This is a genomic window from Acidimicrobiia bacterium, from assembly GCA_040902765.1.
In the GTDB taxonomy this organism is placed as follows: domain Bacteria; phylum Actinomycetota; class Acidimicrobiia; order Spongiisociales; family UBA11373; genus DATKBG01.
The window spans coordinates 239939-258068 of sequence record JBBDWO010000028.1; the positions used below are offsets into that span (position 1 = coordinate 239939).

Below are 18130 nucleotides of genomic sequence, written 5' to 3' on the forward strand. Positions count from 1 at the left end.
GTCTGCCTTGCCGTAGCCTGGGGCGCATGAGCCTTCGCGACGACGTTCTCGCCGCCGGGCGGGTCGCCGGGCTCGCTGGAGTCGGGGTGTGCGCCGCTGAGCCATTCTCCGATGTCGAAGAGAACTTGCGCGATGCGGTGGCGTCGGGGCGCTCTGCCGGGATGCGTTTCACTTTCGGGACGCCCGAGCGATCGAGTGACGTCACGGCGAGTTTCGCCTGGGCCCGGTCGCTCGTGGTCGGCGCCCACGCCTACCTCCCCGCAGCGGGTAACCCGATCCCCGGCGACGGTGAGGGGAGGGTTGCCCGGTTCGCCGTGTCCGATCACTACGCACCGCTGCGTGAGGCCCTGACGACGATCGCCGACCTGTTACGGGCACGGGGCCATGAGGCGCAGATGCTCGCCGACGACAGCCGTCTGGTCGATCGCGCCGCGGCCGTCAGGGCCGGGGTCGCCTGGTGGGGGAAGAACACCATGGCACTGATACCCGGGTATGGCCCGTGGGTGCTCCTGGGCAGCGTGGTGACCGACGCCATCATCGACTCCGACGAGCCGATGCGCCGCACCTGTGGCACCTGTGAAGCCTGCCTCCCTGCCTGCCCCACCGGGGCCCTCATCGAGCCCGGCATCCTCGACGCGCGGCGGTGCATCGCTTACCTGCTGCAGTCGCCCGGGAACATCCCCGAAGGATTCCGGGAGGCCGTGGGTGATCGGTTCTACGGGTGTGACGACTGCCTCGACGCCTGTCCTCCCGGCGCCCCGCTGGTGCGGAGGTCTCCGGACACCACCGAGACTCCTGACATGGCGGCGGTCTTGGAGAGCTCCGACGAGGAGCTGCTCGATCGATTCCGACGCTTCTACATCCCGGAACGGGATCCGGCCTTCCTCCGTCGGAACGCGCTCGTCGTCCTGGGCAACGTCGGCGACCGGTCGCATCGGTCACTGGTCGCCGGCTTCGCCGCCTCAGACGACCCCATGCTGAGCGAGCACGCCCGTTGGGCACTCGCTCGCATCGACGAGCGGCTGGCCGGAGCATGCTGATCGTCTCCGACATCCACGGTGCCTTCGAACCGCTGGCGCGGGTGGCGGGGCGCGGTGAGCCCCTGCTGGTCCTGGGCGACCTCCTCAACGTCATCGACTACCGGACCATGGACGGCATGCTCGTCGACGTGTTGGGGCGCGCCCTGGTCGCCGACGTCGTGGAGCGGCGGTCCCGGGGGGACCACGACGGGGCCAACCACGCCTGGCGGACCGCGGTGGCCGGATCCGAGGAGGCGGTGCGCCGCCGGTTCCACGAACTCACCGTCAGCGCCTACGAGACCGCGGCCACCGCCCTCGCCGGATCGGACGCCATCGTCACCTACGGCAACGTCGACCGCCCCGACCTGCTCGAAGCCTCGCTGCCCGAGGGGGTCCGCTTCGTCGAGGTGGGCGTGGTCGAGGTCGAAGGCCGGTCCGTCGGGATCGTCGGCGGAGGTATCCCGTCGCTGGGAACGCCAGGCGAGGTGGCCCACGAGGTGATGCGGGAGCGACTGTTCGGTCTCGGCGAGGTCGACATCCTGTGCACCCATGTGGCACCGGCGGTGCCCCAGCTGAGCCTCGACGTGATCGGGGGGAGTACCAAGCAATCCCAAGCCGTGCTCGACTATCTCCTCCGGTTTCGACCCGGATGGCACTACTTCGGCGACATCCACCAGCCCCAGGCGGTGAGCTGGCGGGTGGGGAGCACCGTGTGTCGCAACGTCGGCTACTTCCGGGCGACCGGGCGGGCCGTGCGTCATGGCTGAGAGCGCGCGCCAATAGGCTCGCCCCCCGGAATAAGGTTTCTGCTTGGCACAAGCAGAAACCTCATCGGCCCCGCGACCTATTGGCGCGCGCTCTGAGGTCGATCTCGGGCGGCTCGCCGCGGCATACGACCATCGCGTCGAGGCCGGCGCAGTCCGGCGAGCAGGCATCGCTGCCGACACGACGGGGCTCGGCTCCGGCGCGACCGTGGTCGACGTGGGAGGTGGCAGGGGGGTCCACGCCGTCGTGTTCACCGAGCGCGGGGCCCGTGCCGTCGTCGTCGATCCGTCGCCGGCGATGGTCCTCGCCTCACACCGTCGGGGCGTCGTCGGCGTGGTCGCCCGGGGCGAGTCGCTTCCCATCGCGGACGGTGTGGTGGACCTCGTCTACTTTCACCTGTCCATCCATCACGGCGCCTGGCCCGACATGCTCGCCGAGGCCGCTCGGGTGGCCGGATCTCGGGGCCGGATCTGGGTGTGGACCTTCCCCGACACCTATCACGAGAACTCGTACCTGGCCCGCTGGTTTCCTTCGGTGGCTGCCATCGATGCAGCCCGTTTCCCCCCGGTCGAGGGCCTGCGCACCGGACTCGCCGATCTCGGACTCGTCGTCGCCCCGACCGTGGCCCATCACGATCGGATCAGTCGCCCCGCCGGTGCCTGGATGGCGGCGGTTCGGGCCGGTTTCGTCAGCACGCTCCATCTGGTCCCGCCCGATGAGATCGAAGCCGGCTTGGTTGCCTTCGGGAGCCGGCACCCCGATCCGTCCGAGTCGATCGAGTACGACCTGCCCTACCTGGGTCTGCACGCCGAAGGGCCGGGGCTAGTGTCATGAGTGTGGAAGGCACGATGCGCACGAGCGAGGCGGCGGCGCCTCCGGAGGCGGTGTTCGCCGTCGCCACCGATCTCGAGTCGTACCCGGAGTGGGCGGACGGGGTGACCCGCGTCGAGGTGCTCGAACGGGACGAGTCGGGCCTCCCCAGGCGGGCACGCTTCGAGGTGGACGGGTTCGTCCGCCAGATATCCTACGAGCTGGAGTATCGCTATGACCCGCCCCACCGGATCACCTGGACAGCGATTCCCGGCGACGACATCCGCGACATGGAGGGTTCCTACGAGTTCACCGCCAAGGCCGACGGCATGACCGAAATCGTGTATGCCCTCCGGGTCGATCCGGCGTTCACGGTGCCCGGCTTCCTGCGCAGGCAAGCGGAGCGTCAGATCGTCCAGGCGGCCATCCGCAACCTGCGTCGCCGTGCCGAGGCGATGCAGGGCGGCTCCACCGATTGACCATGTCTGAGGGCGTCCTCGCGGTCGACGCCGGCGGCACCTCGGTTCGGATCGCCCAATTCGCCGAGGGTGATGACACGCCCGGTCCCATCGTCGAATGGGCCACCCCTCCCGACGCTGGCGACCTCGTCGACGGGATCATCGGCGCTGCCCGTGCTCTCGAGGCCCCATTCACCGCTGCGGGGGTGGGAATCGCCGGTCTGGTCGACCACGACACCGGGACGCTCGTGTGGTCGCCGCACGTCACGGGACCCATCCCTCTGGAGCGAGAGCTCGGCTCGGCCCTGGGGGTTCCGGTCAAGGTGGACAACGACGCCAACGCTGCCGCACTCGCCGAGGCCACCCGGGGTGCCGGGCGTGGGCATCGGATGGTGCTCATGGTCACGGCGGGCACCGGCATCGGTGGTGGCCTGGTGGTCGACGGCCGCGTTGAGCGCGGACGGGGCTTTCTGGGGGAGATCGGACATCTACCCCTCGACGATGCCGACACGCCGTGCCAATGCGGGCTGCTCGGGTGCTGGGAGGCCGTCGCCTCCGGTACGGCGCTCGACCGCGCTGCGGCGGCCCTCCTCGGCGGGGACGCCACCGGGGAGGACCTGGCGGCAATCGCCGAAACGGATGACGCGGCTCGGCAGGCGCTGACGGGCGTCGCCCGATGGTTCGGCGTCGGGCTTGGCGCGCTGGTCAACCTCCTCGACCCGGATGTGATCGTCGTCGGCGGTGGTGTCGCCGGGATCGGGCCGGCGTTCCTGGATCCTGCGGTCGAGGCGATGGCGGCGGCGGTGACCGGGTCGGCTGCGCGGTCGCCCACGCCGGTCTTCCCGGCGCACTTCGGCGCGTCGGCCGGTCTGGTCGGAGCGGCGCTGTTGGCACATGAGAGCCGGTCGATCGACGCACCCCCGTAGACTCCGCATCGCCCTCGGTCGAGGAGTCCTCATGTCGTTCGCCGTACTGTTCCCCGGGCAGGGGAGCCAGCACGTCGGTATGGGTGGCGATCTGTTCGATGCCCGACCCGACCTGCTCGGCGCCGCCGCCGACGAGGTCCTCGGGTGGTCGCTGCGGCGCCTGTGTCTCGACGGTCCCGAGGAGGCCCTGACCGGTACCGACCGGGCTCAGCCGGCGTTGTACGCGGTGGCCCATGCCCTGTGGCGCACGCTCGTCGATCGCCTGGAGGGTCCTCCGCAGGCGGCGGCCGGGCACTCCCTCGGCGAGTACACGGCGCTCGTCGCCGCCGACGCACTGTCGTACGCCGCCGGTCTGGCCCTCGTCGCCGCCCGGGGCCGGGCCATGGCGGCAGCGGCGGAGCTGGAACCGTCGGGTATGGCGGCGCTGATCGGTGGCGACGATGCCGCCGCCGAGGCACTGGTTGCGACGCGACGCGACCTGGGCGGTCGGCTGTGGGTGGCGAACCTGAACGCGCCCGGGCAGGTCGTGGTCGCCGGTGGAGTCGAGGACATCGCCTGGGCGGTGGAGTCGGCATCCGAGCACGGGGTCCGACGCGTCGTGCCCCTCAAGGTGGCCGCAGCGTTTCACTCGTCCTTCATGGTGCCGGCAGCTGCCGCCCTCGCCGAGGCGATGGGGGAGGTGGTCTTCGCTCCTCCGGCCTTCCCGGTGTGGGCCAACGCCACGGCCGCACCCCATGACGATTCGATCGGGGACACCCTGCTCGCCCAGTTGACCGCGCCGGTGCGATTCGGGGACAGCCTGAGCGCCATGGCCGCCGCCGGGGTCGACACCTTCGTGCATGTCGGGCCCGGCGACGTAACCGCGGGGCTCGCCCGGAAGTCGGTACAGGGTGCGACGACGCTGGTGGTATCCAGCCTGGACGACGTGGCCGGGGTGGCCGCTGCGCTCGCCTCGTAGCATGATGGCTCCTCGGAGGTGAATGGCCCGTGCACAACAGCGTGATAACCGGTTGGGGGCGCTGCCTGCCGCCCGCGGTGCTCACCAACGCCGACCTGGAGACCGTCACCGATACGAGTGACGAGTGGATCACGACGAGAACCGGCATCAAGGAGCGTCGGATCAGCCACGTCGAAGTGTCCGATCTGTCAGCGGTGGCGGCCCGGCGCGCCCTCGCTGCAGCCGGTCTGGAGGCGACCGACTTGGACATGATCCTCATGGCGACCTGCAGCCCCGACCGCGCCATCCCCGGTGCCGGGACGATGGTGCAGGCGAAGATCGGCGCGGTCAACGCGGTGGCGATGGACCTCAACGCGGCATGCTCCGGCTTCCTGTTCGCCCTGGCGACAGCCGATCAGATGATCAAGACCGGAGCGATGCGGCGAATCCTGGTCGTGGGCGCGGAGAAGCTGTCGTTCTGGCTCGACTTCAGCAACCGCAGCACCTCCGCGCTCTTCGGCGACGGCGCCGGCGCCGTGATCGTCGAAGCATCCGACGAGGACGCCGGTGTGCTCGCCTTCGAGTTGGGATCTGACGGGACCGCCGGCTACCTGCTGTGCGTGCCCGCCAGCGGCACCGAGGGCAACCCGCTACGCGACATGCTCCCGACGATCCTGATGGAGGGGCCCGAGGTGTTCCGGCGGGCGGTGACCGCCATGGGCGATGCCTCGGCGCGTGTCGTGGAGCGCGCCGGCCTCGGCGTCGAGGATGTCGACCTGTTCATCCCGCATCAGGCGAACGTCCGGATCATCGACGCCACGGCCCGTCGCCTCTCCCTCGATCCCGGCAAGGTGTTCGTCAACATCGCCTCGTACGGGAACACGTCGGCGGCGACGATCCCGATCGCCCTGTCGGAAGCGGTGGAAGAGGGCCGGATTCAACCGGGTTCGGTGCTCGTCTTCGCCGCTTTCGGAGGCGGGTTCACCTGGGCTGCCATGGCCTATCGATGGGGTTCACGAGTCGAGCCGCTCGGAGTCTCCGACGCTCAGTTGCCGCCGTCGTCGGCGTCGGCGCTCGAGCTGCTGGCCCCGAATCTCGAAGTCCATGGGACGGGCCTGTGAGCCGCGTCGCCCTGGTCACCGGCGCTTCGCGCGGCATCGGTCGTGCCGTGGCCGAGCGACTGGCCGCCGATGGGTACCGGGTCGCGGTCAACTACCACACCGGCAGCACGGCGGCCGACGAGGTCGTGGCGGCGATCGCGGCGGCTGGGGGAGAGGCGATGGCCATCGGGGCCGACGTCGGTGACGGGGGGGCGGTCACGGCCATGTTCGACGCGGTGGTCGAGCGGTTCGGTCCGGTCGAGGTGTTGGTGAACAACGCCGGCGTGACTGCCGACGACCTGCTGCTGCGGATGGCCCCCGAGGCGTGGGACCGGGTCATCCGGACCAACCTGACTTCCGCCTACCTGTGCACGCGAGCGGCCCTCAGGGGGATGCTCAAGGCGCGCTGGGGCCGCATCGTCAGTGTCACCTCGGTGGCCGGCATCACCGGCAATCCAGGCCAGGCGAACTACGCCGCTGCCAAGGCGGGGTTGATCGGGTTCACCCGGAGCGTCGCCAAGGAGGTGGGATCACGGGGGATCACGGTCAACGCCGTCGCCCCGGGCTTCGTCGACACCGACATGACCGGTGCGCTCGACGACTCGGTGAAGGGGGCGGTGCTGCCGGCGATTGCTCTGGGCAGGTTCGGAGAACCAGGCGAGATCGCGGCCGCCGTGGGCTATCTTGCCTCGGACGGTGCCGCGTATGTGACTGGCCACGTCCTCGTGGTGGACGGCGGCCTGTCGTTCTAGACGAGCACCTATCGACGACGCAGACAGGGAGACCAGCATGGACAGGGCGCAGGTAGAGGAGAAGATGACCGAGCTCCTGGTCAACGAACTCGGCATTCCGAAGGACAAGATCGCGATGGGGGCCTCGTTTGAGGCAGACCTCGAGGTCGACTCGCTGGGGGTGGTCGAGTTGCTCATGGCGCTGGAGGACACCTTCGGCGTGACCATCCCCGACGAGGAGGCCGAGTCGATCGGCACCGTCGGTCAGGCGGTCGACCTCGTCCTGGAGAAGCTGCAGAGCTGACCGTGTCGCGACGCGTCGTCGTCACCGGCCTCGGGACCGTCAACCCGCTCGGCCACACTGTCGACGAATTCTGGGCTGCAGCACTGGCCGGCACTCCCGGTGTAGGTCCGATCACCGCGTTCGACGCCAGTGGCTTCAAGGCGCGGATCGCCGCCGAGATCCACGGTTTCGACCCTGAGGTGTACATCGAACGCCAGGAGGCTCGCCGCCTCGACCGCTACGACCAGCTGTTCTGGGCGTCGTCGGCACAGGCGATCGCCGACGCCGGCCTTTCCTACGAGGAGGACGATCCGGCGGCGTACCGGGCCGGCGTGGTCGTCGGGTCGGGGATCGGCGGGATCATGGCCTTTCAGGACGGTATCGATGCGCTACGCCAGCGCGGGCCTGACCGGGTGAGCCCGTTGGTGATCACGCAGATCATCTCGAACATGGCCGCAGGTCTGGTGTCGATCCGATACAACCTGTTCGGGCCGAACTCGTGCATCGTGACGGCCTGCGCCGCCTCGGCCAACGCCATCGGCGATGCCGCAGAGATCATCAAGCGCGGCGCCGCCGACGTGATGGTGGCGGGCGGTGCCGAGGCGCCGATCATCGAGTTCACCGTCGCCGCATTCGCCCAGTCCCGGGCGCTGTCGACCAACAACGACGATCCGGCTGGGGCGAGCCGCCCCTTCGATGCCAATCGCGACGGCTTCGTCATGGGCGAGGGAGCGGCCACCGTGGTGCTCGAGGAGCGGGAACACGCCCTTGCCCGAGGGGCGAAGATCCATGCCGAGGTCGTCGGATACGGCATGTCGGCGGACGGCTACCACATCACGCTGCCCCGACCAGGAGGAGCCGGTGCGGCGCGCGCCATGCAGAACGCCCTCGACGATGCCGGGCTCGGCGCAGACCAGATCGACTACATCAACGCCCACGGGACGTCGACCGCGGCCAACGACTCGACCGAGACCTCCGCCATCAAGACCGTGTTCGGAGATGGTGCCTACTCGGTACCGGTGTCGTCGACCAAGTCGATGACCGGGCACCTCCTCGGTGGTGCCGGTGCCCTGGAGTCGCTGGTGTGCATCCTGGCGATTCGCGACGGCCGGGTGCCCCCGACGATCAACTACGAGACCCCCGACCCCGAGTGTGACCTGGATTACGTGCCCAACGAAGCGCGCGACGTCCGGGTCGATCGGGCGATGACCAATTCGTTCGGCTTCGGCGGCCACAACGTGTCGCTCGTGTTCGCCCGGCACGAGTAGTCGGAGAGCCGCTCAGCAGCCTCCCGAAGGCGGGAGATCGTCGTCGGCGAAGGTCACGATGTCTCGGTCCAATGCGTCGCGGTGCTCGGCGAGAGAACGAAGCGCCAGGGCGGCGATCACCGCCACGCCGATGGCGGTCACCACGGCTCCAACCACGGCGGCGGCGATCGCTGACACCGTGCAGGAGGACGGGGCACACGACGCCCCGGTGACCGCGTAGCCGACCACACCGCCGCCGATCCCCGCGACCAGCGCCGGGATGCCGACCCACGGGTTGGGGAGCCTCATGGCCGGTCCCCTTGTCGCCGGCCGCGGTCGTCGAGTCCGGCCGCCGCCAGGATCTCGGGTGCGACCAGTTCGGGCGGAAAGGGCACGACCGACGGATCGTGAGCGGGAGGCGTCACGGCGAGGCGAACCTCCCTGGTCCAGGAGAGCGTCGACGCCGCCAGCGCCGCCGCGGCCACCGTGAACCCCTGAGGAGCGCCGGAGAGGAGTGCCACGACCACCCCGAGCGCGGGATGGAGCCACCTCGCCGCCGTGAGGCTTCCGGGCACGGCGCGACCGAGGGCGAGCGCCAACACCACGCACCACGCAGACCATGCCCAAACGGCTCGGTGCGTGCCGAGCGGAGCGGCGAGCCCGGAAAAGGCAGGAGTGGCGACCAGGGCCAGGAGGAGGGCGGTCGCCGCGGGCGGGGGCCCGTCCGCTGATGGGAGCCGTCGCAGCCAGCGGTCTGGCCACGGTCCGATGAGTCCGACGAGCGCAGCAACGCTGGCCGCAGCGAGGAACCAAGACAGCGGGGTGCCATCACCGGCCGAACCGGCGGCGAGTGCGGCGCCGACGCATCCGTACAGGGCATACCTCGACCACCGGGTACGGCCGACGAGGAAGGCGGCGAGTGAGACGACGGCGAACAGGAGCAGCCCACCCGCCACCAGGGCCCCCGAAGAGGTGTGGTACACGGTTTCCCCGAGGACCAGTCGGACACCGGCGAGCACAACGGTGGCGGTCGTCAGGGCGGCGATGACGAACGGGCTGCGCGGCATGGGGGCATTATCCCCCGCTGCGGGATCCGCGATCAGCGGCTCGGTCGGGTGTCGATCAGGCCGGGGATCCGCTGGTTACCGATCTCGGTGTTGTACCGGTACAGCGCCTCGGGCAGCTCGCTGAAGTCCACCTCGAAGGAGTCACCGGGGGCCAGCACCGGGCTCTCGAACTCGCCGGTGCGCTCGGTGATCACGTACTCACGGGGTGGGTCCTGGTTCTCCCACCGCACGATCCAGTGCGTCTCGAGGTTCAGGCTGAGGTTCGAGGGCGCAAATCGCCCGTTGGAGATCACGACCACGATGACGCCTTCGGGGGGCGGTTCGGTGGTCGTGGTGACCGCTGGGATCTGATTGCGCTCGAGGGCCTGGGGCGATGGGCCACTGGCACAGGCCGTGGCGATCAGGCCACTCATGATGGGGATCAGCAGCAGGGTTCGACGCAACGCAGGCCTTTTCTCGGGTTCTTGGAGCCGGCAGTGTAGTTGCGTCCGAGCCCGCCGGGCAGGGAGGCGCCGGCTCGCCTTATGCGGGTGTTATCGGCGGCGCCCATCGGGAGGCCTCGATCCACGAGGGGTCGCCGGGTTCCAGGCTGGTGACGGATGCCAGCGGTGGGGGATCATCGGGGAGGTGCTCGAGCGGGAGGCAGCGGAGATGCAGTCGGAGCGCCTGGACGGGATCCTGGTGAGAGACGGCCACGGCGATCCCGCCGGGGTGGGCTCTCCCGAGATCGTGCACGACCGCAGCCATCCGTTCGGCGACGGCCCTGATGGATTCGGGGGAGAAGGGGAGGTCGTGGGGATGCTCGAGGTAGCGCTCCAGCTCGCCGGGGAAGACCGTCGGCAGATCGTCCCAGGCGACGCCCGCCCAGCGGCGGGCCAGCTCCCACTCGGTCAGCCGGGGATCGATGCTGACCGTGAGGTCGAGGGCGTCGGCGATGATGCCGGCGGTCTCGACCGCCCGGTCCAGAGGACTCGACACCACGGCGGTCGTCCCCGAGCCGACCAGGTGCCGCGCCGCGCCGCGCGCCTGATCGCGGCCGAGCGGTGACAGGGGGAATCCGGGCAGGTCGGCGTAGACGAATTCCTTCGGGTTGAGGACCTCGCCGTGACGCACAAGATGAAGACGCTTCAGCACCAGGGAGAGGGTAGATAGGGGGGAGGGGCCAGGAGCAGCTACCAGCTACCAGCTACCAGCCAGACTTGGTACTTGGTACTCGGTACTTGGTACGAGGAGCGGACAGCTCACAGTCAGAGCAGTTTGGCTGGTGGCTGGTGGCTGGTAGCTGGTAGCTGTGGACTGCTAGCTCGTATCCTTCGCCCATGATTTCGCTTCCTGAGCCCATCCTGCATGTCGATGCCGACTCGTTCTTCGTCGCCGTGGAGCGGCTGCGACGGCCCGAGCTGTGCGATCGCCCCGTGCTCGTCGGTGGCGACGGCCCGCGCAGCGTGGTAGCGGCGGCGTCCTACGAGGCGCGCCGACATGGAGCGCGGTCGGCGATGCCCATGGTCATGGCGAAACGGCTGTGCCCGACTGCCGTCATCGTGGCCGCCGATCACGCCGAATACCGGCGGGTGTCGGAGGAGCTCATGGCGGTACTCGGCGAGGTGACCTCACGCGTCGAGCCGATCTCGATCGACGAGGCCTTTCTCGACCTCACCGGTGTCGATGGGCCGGGCGGGGCCATCGCCATCTCCGAGCGGCTCCGTCGGTTGGCACAGGAGCGGGTCGGGGTCACGGTCTCGGTCGGCATCGCAGCGACCAAGTTGGTGGCCAAGATGGCCTCTCGGGACGCCAAGCCCGACGGCCTGCTGCTGGTCCCGGCGGGGGCTGAAGCCGACTTCATGCATCCGAAATCGGTTCGCGCTCTCTGGGGGGTGGGGGAGGCGACGCTGGCACGACTGGAGGAACTCGGGATACGAACGATCGGGGATCTGGCGGGGTTCCCGAGGGCGACGCTGGCGCGTCGTCTGGGCGAGGGGCTCGGAGGGGTCCTCTGGGATCGGGCCCATGCCATCGACGAGCGCGAGGTTGAGCCCGACATCGGGATGCGGTCGATCTCGGTCGAGGAGACCTACCCCGTCGACCTCCTCGGCGACGACGCCGTCGCCCGCGCCCTGCTCGCCCATGCCGCCGAACTGACCCGGAGACTGCGGGAGGCGGGGGTCGCCGCCGGCACCATCACGGTGAAGGTTCGGTTCGGAGACTTCACGACGGTGTCGCGCTCTCACACGCCGACGCGGCCGGTGGTCGACACCACCGGGGTGCTCGATGAGGCACGCCGGCTGCTCGCCGCCGCCGACCGACGGGACCAGGGGGTGCGGCTCCTCGGTATCGCGGGAAGCGCCCTGATTCCCGCCGATGCCCCGCGCCAGCTGGTGCTGGGGGAGGACGACCAGCGCTCGGTCGACGAGGCGATCGGGCGAGTCCAGGACCTATTCGCTCACCCCCTAATGCCGAAGTCGGACCCCTCGGTATACTCGAAAGACGACCGGAGATCACCCGATGCCCCTCGATGACAGAGAGCAGCGAATCCTCGAGGAGATAGAGCGTCAGTTTTACGCCGACGATCCTGAGCTCGCCGAAACCGTGCGCAGCGCCCGGCTCGCCTCGCGTTCATCGGGGCGGGTTCGACTGGCCGGGTTCGGTCTCGTCGCCGGGTTGGCGCTGATGATCGGGTTCTTCACCCGAAGCACCGGGGTGGCACTCGTCGGGTTCGGCATCATGGTCGCCTCGGCGGTCGCGCTCTCGTCCGCTGTCAAGCATCGGGCGAACGTCGCGGCGGCGTCGCCCGACTCGATGGCCGGCCGGATGCGCCGCAGGTGGCGCGGGCGCTAGAGTCGTTTGCCCGGGGGAGATCGGAGAGGCGGCCGCCGGCCGCGTCGGCGCCGTCATCGTGAGGGAGAGAGGTTTCGTTGGAAGGCTTCACGGCACAGCAGGCTTGTCGGCTGACGGGCTGCACGCCACATCAGCTGCGGTACTGGGATCGTGTCGAGTTGGTTCCCCCCTCGGTTCAGAGCACTGGAGGCCGACCGGGGAAGCGGCGTCTGTACGCGTTTCGCGACCTGGTGGCGCTTCGCGTGGTGAAGAGTCTCCTCGACAACGGCATGTCGGTCCAGCGCGTGCGACGCGCCTGGGACTACCTGCGCAGCACCGGCGATATGGACCGGCACCTCGCCGAGGTCCGGCTGGTCACCGATGGGCAGTCGATCTTTCGGGTCGCCGCCGACGACGGTGAACTCGTCGATGCCCTCCGGGAGGGCCAGCTCGCCTTCTTCGTGGCCATCAACGAGATCGCCCGAGAGGTCGAGGAAGACGTGACCCGGTTCCAACTCGACCGGGACGAGTTCCTGCTCATGCTCCGTCGTGTCGAGGAGGACGTCCAGTCCGAGGCCGCCGACGGCTGAGCGCCCTGCGAGGGGGACCGCCCCGTCGGGTCAGTGGGCGAGCGAATAGGCTCGCCCCTGGATCAGGTTTCGGCTTGTGGCAAGCCGAAACCTGATGAAGCCAGCGAGATATTCGCTCGCCCCCTCAGTGACCGCAGGCTGTATCGGGACGCGATCCGCCGCCCCAACGAGTACCGACCGACGATCTGGAACTCGGTTTCCTGGAACGACTCGCCGGCTGCGGCGACGTCTTCGGGCGAGGGCGTGCCCGGTGGGCCATAGGCGGCCCGGGCGTAGATCACAGCGAGTGGGGCCAGCGCCGCCGTGGCCCTCCGGGCGATCTCGGCCGGCGTCGCGGTGAGCGGCGGACCCTCGCCAAGGTCGGTGAGGCGGTCGACGATCTCCACCCAGGCGGCCCCGATGTCGCCATCTTCGAGCCGGCGCACCCGCGACCGACGGCGCCCCCACTTGAGTACCGGCAGGGCGGCGACCAGCGCGACCACGAGTAGCCCGATGCCCACGGCTCTGAATGGTACGGGCAGGCCCGGCGAGGCGTTCTCGCCGGCGTCGGTCGTCGGCACGGTGGTCACCACTGAAGGATCGGTGGTCGGATCCTCCTCGAGAGGAGTCTGGCCGGGAAGTGTCGGTTGGGTCGGCGAGCCCGGCTCGGGCAGCGCCGCCTCGAGATACTCGGCCACGGCGAAGGGGATCGCTTCCAGGGCTCCTGGGTTGACTCCGTCGCCCCGCGGCGTGGGGTCGAAGGTGACCCAGCCCTGGGTCGGCATCCACAGTTCGACCCAGGCGTGGGCGTTGCGATCCCGCACTACGAAGGTCCCATCGTCGGCGTAGGAGCCCGGCGTGAAACCGAGCACCACGCGACTCGGGATCCCTACGGCCCGGGCCATTACCCCCATCGCAGTGGCGTACTGCTCGCAGTAGCCGACCCGGTAGTTCGGGCTGCTCGGGTCGAGCAGCCAGGCCTCGAGATCCGTTGCGCTGTGCCCGGGCACGATCTGCGTCGAGTACTGGAACCCACCGCCCGTCTTGAAGAGGGCCTCGAGGGCGAGGCCGCGCTCGTAGTCGGTCTCCAGGCCCGCCACCTGTTGGTGAGCGAAGTTGGGGATTCGGTTCCCGATGTCGTCGGGCAGGTCTAGGAAGTGGGCCCGGTCGGGCAGCGACCGGGTCGTGTACTCCAGGGGTTCGTCGCCGAGGTCGAACGCCCCGTCCTCGATGGCGGCGGCGAACACCACCGACGGGTCGCCGTCGTCGCCCAGTGACAGCACTCGGAGGTCCGGGACCGGCACCTGCGAGATCACGGTGTAGCTCATCCCCCGGTAGGTGAGGGCGTCGAAACGAAGCGATCCGTCGTCGCGCTTCACCCGCAGGCCCCGCTCCACCGTCCGGTCCGGGGACGAGAAGGAGATCGGGGCGTACGGAGCGGGGAGCCAGTCCATCTGGAGCTGGGAGATCGTCACCGTCGAGGTGACCCGGCTGACCGGACCGAGGAAGGCGGTCGACGGGGGTTCGAAGGTGTCGATGTCGTCGATCGAGGCGATGCCGGCGCCCCCTCCGACATGCCACTGGAGACCGTTGAATGAGTCGAGCGTGAGCAGCCGCCAGTACACGGTGCGCGGGTCGACGCCTCCCTCCACTCGGGCACTGAACACCGGCACCGTCGACGAGGAGACGAGGCTCTGGCGAATGCCGACGAACGGGTTGTACTGGATGCTGCCCAGGTACTCACCGGTGAGCGAGGTGCTGGTGCGCCATGCCAGGTAGCCGCTGCGCGGCACCGCACCGGCCAGGGCCTGTCCGGCGAGCAAGGACACCGCCACGACGGCGCCGACGACCGCGATCCCCAGCGAGGGGAGGGATCGGTCGAGGGCGCGCCGGGTCGCCCGGGAGGTGAGCAGTCCGGTGCCGGATCGGCGTTGGTCGAGCATGACAGCGAGCAGGCTGGCGCCGATGGCGAGCATCAACCAGACCGTCCAGACACCGCCGGGTCGCCGGTCCATGACGGCGAACTCGAGATATACGAGAAGTGGGGCGAGCACCGCCACGTAGGGCCGATTGGCCAGCAATCCCCACGCCAGGACGGCGCCGAGCGCCCAGAAGACCACCGCCATGACGGCGACGATCCCGGCGAAGGGCATGACCGGGGCGATACCACTCCCGATGACGTCGCGCGCGAGGGCGAGTTCCTCGCCGAGCGCCGGAACCGACGCCGTCGTCGGGAAGACGAACCAGGTCGTCTCGGGGACCGAGATGCGCACGAGGGTGAGCGTGGCGGCAATGAAGTTGAGTACCGTCACCCACCGGCCGCGGATCCGGTAGGCGACCGCTGCCCAGGTGATGGCACCGCCCAGGAGGGCGGCAGCGATCATCACGGCCTGCCAGGGCAGCCCCTCGATCGTCGGTCGGAGGAGGCGGCTCGATCGGCCGAGCGCGAGCAGGATGCCCGCGCCGCCCGCTACCCAGCTGAGGCGGTAGACCATGATCGCTCCAGTGCGGTTCTCCACGGGCGAGCCCAGCTCAGGTCGGGCGTCGACACGACGGTGATCGCCGCCGATCGCTCCAGCATGCTCAGGGCCTCACCCGGCTCGGCGACCGCCATGACGATGGTGCGAGTGAAGTCACGAGTGAGGTTTCGGTACGCCGCCAGCACAGCGTCGTCCGGTTGTCCGGTCACCAGCACCAGGGCACCGCCGCCGACTCCCTGACGCCGCATGTTGGTCACGGCGGCTCGGAGATCGACGTGCTGGAGCGGCTGGATGGTGGCGAGCGCCTCGAGGGCCTGCCGGTACCGATTCCCCGTTCGCGTTCCGGGTGCCCGTTCCGAGGTCCACAGATCCGGGCTGAACCCTCCCCGATAGAGGTGCGCCACCGCCGATGCGGCTCCGCGCACCGCGTGCTCGAACGCCTCATCGTCCCCATAGCGCTCGGCGCGGGCGTCGAGAAGGACGAGGGCTCGCGACTGCCACGGGATCTCGAGCTGCTTGATCATGATGTCGCCGCGCTTCGCCGTCGACGGCCAGTGGACTTTCCGCAGGTCGTCGCCGATCTGGTACTCGCGAAGCGTGAAGAAGTCGTCGCCGCCACGCGGGGCATAGGTGGGCCTGGTCGCCTGCACCGCCGGATCGTTACCGCGGACCGCCGGGAAGCCGCGGAGGGTCTCGATGCGCGGGTACACGAGCAGACGATCGACCGGGCCTGCGGTGCGCCGGTGGTCGACGAGTCCGAGGGGATCGGTCACGGACACCTCCGTCGGCCCGACCGGATACACCCCTCGCTCCCGACACGAGACCTCGTACCTGGCGACGACGGGGTCGGATGGGAGGGTTCGGGCCGCGGCGAACCTGGCGACGCCCAGGCCGTGGACCGTATCCTCGACCTGCACGTTGCGCATCCGGCGTCGTGCAGACAGGTTGACCTCGATGGTGACGGTGTCCCCGGCGTGCGCTGCCGGTGGGTGGAGCCTTCGGTCGACCTCGATCGCCGTCGAAGACAGACGAACGAACACCATCCCCGCGGTCACGGCGACGCCCAGGAACACGGCGGTGGACATGAGCTCTCGCTCCCCGAAGGCGAGCCAGAGGACGAGGAGGGCCACGGCGACTCCGATCGCCGTCCATCCTCGCGTCGTCGGCATCAGACCCGGACTCCACTTCCGGGGACGGCCACGGCTCCGGCGACTCCGTCGACGATCTCCTCGAGGGTGACGCCTCGCATCTGCGCCTCGGGTTGCATGATGAGTCGGTGGGTGAGCACGGGCCGCAGCGCCGCCTTGACGTCGTCGGGGATCGCGTAGTGGCGCCCGGCGACGATGGCGAGAGTGCGTGCCACCCGCAGCAGGTAGAGCGCGGCCCGCGGCGACGCTCCCAGGAGGAGATCGGGATCGTGTCGGGTGGCGGACACCGTGTCGACGATGTACTCCTTGATGGCGTCGGCGACGTGGATCTGGGTGGCGAGGTGTGCCATCTTGACGACGTGGTCGGCGCTGACCACGGGTCGCAGATCGGGATACGAGGGCCGGCGACCATGGGTCTCGAGGATCTCCAGCTCCTTGTCTCGTGACGGGTACCCCATGACCACCCGCACCATGAAGCGGTCGAGCTGCGCCTCGGGGAGTGGGTAGGTACCCTCGTGCTCGATCGGGTTCTGGGTGGCGATCACCATGAACGGGTTGCCCAGCGGTCGCGTCGTCCCGTCGACGGTGACCTGGCGTTCCTCCATGGCTTCGAGGAGCGCCGACTGGGTCTTGGGGCTCGCCCGGTTGATCTCGTCTCCGAGGACGACGTTGGCGAATATCGGTCCCGATCGGAAGACGAATCCGCCGCGTTCTCGATCCCACACCGAGACCCCGGTCACGTCCGAGGGAAGGAGGTCGGGGGTGAACTGAATACGCTGAAACTGGCAGTCGATGCTCCTGGCGAGCGCCTTGGCCAGCAAGGTCTTGCCCACTCCCGGCACGTCCTCGACGAGGATGTGGCCGCCGGCGAGGAGGCTGGTGACGACGAGCTCGACCACCGACCGCTTGCCCTGGATCACCCGTTCGATGTTGCCGACGATGCTCTCGAACTGGCCACCGAACCAGTCGAGGTCTTGTTGCGTGAGGGGCTGGGCGGTCAGGGAGATCCTCCTCGTGGCGGGCCCGGCGGAGGGTATCAGCGCCCTGTCAATAGGGGGTAAACGCGGGGCGCATCCCGATCCGACGAAAAGGCTCTCACCCGGGACCACCGATGGGCCGATGCCTACCATCCGCTTGACGACGGGAGACCGGTGCGCCGTATCGACACGCTCATGGACCAACTGACGCGCCTGCCCGGCGTGGACACCGCCGATGTCGACGGCGATGGCGACACGCCGCAGAGCGTTCGCGTCCGTATGCGCTCGGGAGCGGATGCCCGGGCCGTCGGTGTCGAAGTCCAGCGGCTGCTCGCCTCGTACGGGCTGCGGTCGCGGATCTCGAACGACGAGGTGGTGTCGCTGTCAGAGGTGGCGCCCGCCCCCGCCCCCGCCGCCACACCCTCCAGCCGCATCGCATCGGTGACGGTGCGGGAGGCGGCGGAAGGCACCACCATCACCGTGGACGGTGGTGGACAAGCCGTGACCGAGTCGAGCGACGGAACTCGGGCCGGGCTGGCTCGTGCCGCCGCCGTCGCCGTCGGACGGATCCTCGTCGGAACTCCGGTCGCCCTGCTGTGGTTCGACACTTCCGAGGTGGATGGTCAGCAGGTGGTGTCGGTGCTGGTCGAATGCCCCGACGGCGCCCGGGTCGCCGGCGCGGCCACCGTCCGGGGCGAGGTGGCCGCCGGCGTCGCTCGGGCCGTGGCGGCGGCGCTCTCCAACTAGGGGGTGCGCGAATAGGTCGCTGGCTTCATCAGGTTTCGGCTTGCCACAAGCC

21 protein-coding genes are annotated in these 18130 nt (G+C 69.5%); 14 read left to right on the top strand and 7 right to left on the bottom strand.

What is annotated here, in order from left to right; all coding sequences use genetic code 11:
- Positions 1-26 precede the first annotated feature (26 nt).
- From queG to fabF, 10 genes are read left to right on the top strand one after another with little or no spacing between them, the layout of a single operon-like run.
- Complete coding sequence (gene queG, locus WEA29_08715; protein MEX2323832.1) at positions 27-1040, top strand: tRNA epoxyqueuosine(34) reductase QueG; 1014 nt, start codon at positions 27-29, stop codon at positions 1038-1040.
- Entirely contained in the window at positions 1034-1786 is a 753-nt protein-coding gene (locus tag WEA29_08720) for a metallophosphoesterase family protein (GenBank protein MEX2323833.1), read from the top strand. The genes queG and WEA29_08720 overlap by 7 nt, the downstream gene beginning before the upstream one ends.
- 43 nt (positions 1787-1829) lie before the next feature.
- Entirely contained in the window at positions 1830-2618 is a 789-nt protein-coding gene (locus WEA29_08725; GenBank protein ID MEX2323834.1) for a methyltransferase domain-containing protein, read from the top strand.
- 14 nt (positions 2619-2632) lie between these two features.
- On the top strand, positions 2633-3073 hold the full coding sequence (locus tag WEA29_08730; GenBank protein ID MEX2323835.1) for an SRPBCC family protein: 441 nt from the start codon (positions 2633-2635) through the stop codon (positions 3071-3073).
- A 2-nt stretch (positions 3074-3075) separates the two neighbouring features.
- Positions 3076-3978, top strand: coding sequence for an ROK family protein (locus WEA29_08735; GenBank protein ID MEX2323836.1), 903 nt, complete (start codon positions 3076-3078; stop codon positions 3976-3978).
- A gap of 31 nt (positions 3979-4009) precedes the next feature.
- Positions 4010-4936 (top strand): ACP S-malonyltransferase, encoded by a 927-nt coding sequence (gene fabD / locus WEA29_08740; GenBank protein MEX2323837.1) that lies wholly within the window; start codon positions 4010-4012, stop codon positions 4934-4936.
- A 29-nt stretch (positions 4937-4965) separates the two neighbouring features.
- Positions 4966-6036 carry a beta-ketoacyl-ACP synthase III gene (locus tag WEA29_08745; protein MEX2323838.1) on the top strand — a complete coding sequence of 357 codons (1071 nt, stop codon included), beginning with the start codon at positions 4966-4968 and terminating at the stop codon, positions 6034-6036.
- On the top strand, positions 6033-6767 hold the full coding sequence (fabG, locus tag WEA29_08750) for a 3-oxoacyl-[acyl-carrier-protein] reductase (GenBank protein ID MEX2323839.1): 735 nt from the start codon (positions 6033-6035) through the stop codon (positions 6765-6767). Before WEA29_08745 ends, fabG begins: the two co-directional genes overlap by 4 nt.
- Before the next feature lie 37 nt (positions 6768-6804).
- A complete protein-coding gene (gene acpP, locus WEA29_08755; GenBank protein MEX2323840.1) occupies positions 6805-7050 on the top strand; it encodes an acyl carrier protein in 246 nt (81 codons plus the stop codon).
- A gap of 2 nt (positions 7051-7052) precedes the next feature.
- Complete coding sequence (fabF, locus tag WEA29_08760) at positions 7053-8297, top strand: beta-ketoacyl-ACP synthase II (protein MEX2323841.1); 1245 nt, start codon at positions 7053-7055, stop codon at positions 8295-8297.
- Positions 8298-8309: 12 nt separating this feature from the next.
- Here the strand turns inward: fabF and WEA29_08765 are convergent, their stop codons facing one another.
- From WEA29_08765 to WEA29_08780, 4 genes are all read right to left on the bottom strand, one after another.
- Positions 8310-8585 (bottom strand): hypothetical protein, encoded by a 276-nt coding sequence (locus tag WEA29_08765; protein MEX2323842.1) that lies wholly within the window; start codon positions 8583-8585, stop codon positions 8310-8312.
- On the bottom strand, positions 8582-9343 hold the full coding sequence (locus tag WEA29_08770; GenBank protein ID MEX2323843.1) for a hypothetical protein: 762 nt from the start codon (positions 9341-9343) through the stop codon (positions 8582-8584). The genes WEA29_08765 and WEA29_08770 overlap by 4 nt, the downstream gene beginning before the upstream one ends.
- Positions 9344-9375: 32 nt before the next feature.
- Positions 9376-9756, bottom strand: a complete 381-nt coding sequence (locus tag WEA29_08775; GenBank protein MEX2323844.1) for a hypothetical protein — start codon at positions 9754-9756, stop codon at positions 9376-9378.
- A gap of 109 nt (positions 9757-9865) precedes the next feature.
- A complete protein-coding gene (locus WEA29_08780; GenBank protein MEX2323845.1) occupies positions 9866-10477 on the bottom strand; it encodes a histidine phosphatase family protein in 612 nt (203 codons plus the stop codon).
- A 185-nt stretch (positions 10478-10662) separates the two neighbouring features.
- Here WEA29_08780 and dinB point away from each other — a divergent pair, with 185 nt between their 5' ends.
- The 3 genes from dinB to WEA29_08795 all read left to right on the top strand — a co-directional run bounded on the left by dinB (position 10663) and on the right by WEA29_08795 (position 12747).
- Positions 10663-11859 (top strand): DNA polymerase IV, encoded by a 1197-nt coding sequence (dinB, locus tag WEA29_08785; GenBank protein MEX2323846.1) that lies wholly within the window; start codon positions 10663-10665, stop codon positions 11857-11859.
- Positions 11846-12178 carry a DUF3040 domain-containing protein gene (locus WEA29_08790; GenBank protein MEX2323847.1) on the top strand — a complete coding sequence of 111 codons (333 nt, stop codon included), beginning with the start codon at positions 11846-11848 and terminating at the stop codon, positions 12176-12178. Before dinB ends, WEA29_08790 begins: the two co-directional genes overlap by 14 nt.
- 77 nt (positions 12179-12255) lie before the next feature.
- Positions 12256-12747 carry a helix-turn-helix domain-containing protein gene (locus tag WEA29_08795; GenBank protein MEX2323848.1) on the top strand — a complete coding sequence of 164 codons (492 nt, stop codon included), beginning with the start codon at positions 12256-12258 and terminating at the stop codon, positions 12745-12747.
- Between the two features lie 62 nt (positions 12748-12809).
- Here WEA29_08795 and WEA29_08800 read toward each other — a convergent pair whose 3' ends face one another.
- From WEA29_08800 to WEA29_08810, 3 genes are read right to left on the bottom strand one after another with little or no spacing between them, the layout of a single operon-like run.
- Positions 12810-15221, bottom strand: a complete 2412-nt coding sequence (locus tag WEA29_08800; GenBank protein ID MEX2323849.1) for a DUF3488 and transglutaminase-like domain-containing protein — start codon at positions 15219-15221, stop codon at positions 12810-12812.
- Positions 15197-16375: a DUF58 domain-containing protein gene (locus tag WEA29_08805; protein ID MEX2323850.1), complete on the bottom strand. Its 1179-nt coding sequence runs from the start codon at positions 16373-16375 to the stop codon at positions 15197-15199. The genes WEA29_08800 and WEA29_08805 overlap by 25 nt, the downstream gene beginning before the upstream one ends.
- Complete coding sequence (locus WEA29_08810; GenBank protein MEX2323851.1) at positions 16375-17484, bottom strand: MoxR family ATPase; 1110 nt, start codon at positions 17482-17484, stop codon at positions 16375-16377. Before WEA29_08810 ends, WEA29_08805 begins: the two co-directional genes overlap by 1 nt.
- Before the next feature lie 21 nt (positions 17485-17505).
- On the opposite strand from WEA29_08810, the gene WEA29_08815 reads away from it, so the two are divergent.
- A complete protein-coding gene (locus WEA29_08815) occupies positions 17506-18078 on the top strand; it encodes a hypothetical protein (GenBank protein ID MEX2323852.1) in 573 nt (190 codons plus the stop codon).
- The last annotated feature ends 52 nt before the right edge of the window (positions 18079-18130 follow it).

What these genes read in the sequence shown, in the direction of transcription:
- WEA29_08765 (MEX2323842.1), bottom strand. Translation starts at nt 8,585, where the DNA reads ATGAGGCTCCCCAACCCGTGGGTCGGCATCCCGGCGCTGGTCGCGGGG.
- WEA29_08770 (MEX2323843.1), bottom strand. Translation starts at nt 9,343, where the DNA reads ATGCCGCGCAGCCCGTTCGTCATCGCCGCCCTGACGACCGCCACCGTT.
- WEA29_08720 (MEX2323833.1), top strand. Translation starts at nt 1,034, where the DNA reads ATGCTGATCGTCTCCGACATCCACGGTGCCTTCGAACCGCTGGCGCGG.
- fabD (MEX2323837.1), top strand. Translation starts at nt 4,010, where the DNA reads ATGTCGTTCGCCGTACTGTTCCCCGGGCAGGGGAGCCAGCACGTCGGT.
- WEA29_08800 (MEX2323849.1), bottom strand. Translation starts at nt 15,221, where the DNA reads ATGGTCTACCGCCTCAGCTGGGTAGCGGGCGGCGCGGGCATCCTGCTC.
- WEA29_08775 (MEX2323844.1), bottom strand. Translation starts at nt 9,756, where the DNA reads ATGAGTGGCCTGATCGCCACGGCCTGTGCCAGTGGCCCATCGCCCCAG.
- queG (MEX2323832.1), top strand. Translation starts at nt 27, where the DNA reads ATGAGCCTTCGCGACGACGTTCTCGCCGCCGGGCGGGTCGCCGGGCTC.
- WEA29_08735 (MEX2323836.1), top strand. Translation starts at nt 3,076, where the DNA reads ATGTCTGAGGGCGTCCTCGCGGTCGACGCCGGCGGCACCTCGGTTCGG.
- dinB (MEX2323846.1), top strand. Translation starts at nt 10,663, where the DNA reads ATGATTTCGCTTCCTGAGCCCATCCTGCATGTCGATGCCGACTCGTTC.
- WEA29_08790 (MEX2323847.1), top strand. Translation starts at nt 11,846, where the DNA reads ATGCCCCTCGATGACAGAGAGCAGCGAATCCTCGAGGAGATAGAGCGT.
- WEA29_08805 (MEX2323850.1), bottom strand. Translation starts at nt 16,375, where the DNA reads ATGCCGACGACGCGAGGATGGACGGCGATCGGAGTCGCCGTGGCCCTC.
- WEA29_08730 (MEX2323835.1), top strand. Translation starts at nt 2,633, where the DNA reads ATGCGCACGAGCGAGGCGGCGGCGCCTCCGGAGGCGGTGTTCGCCGTC.
- acpP (MEX2323840.1), top strand. Translation starts at nt 6,805, where the DNA reads ATGGACAGGGCGCAGGTAGAGGAGAAGATGACCGAGCTCCTGGTCAAC.
- WEA29_08810 (MEX2323851.1), bottom strand. Translation starts at nt 17,484, where the DNA reads ATGGTAGGCATCGGCCCATCGGTGGTCCCGGGTGAGAGCCTTTTCGTC.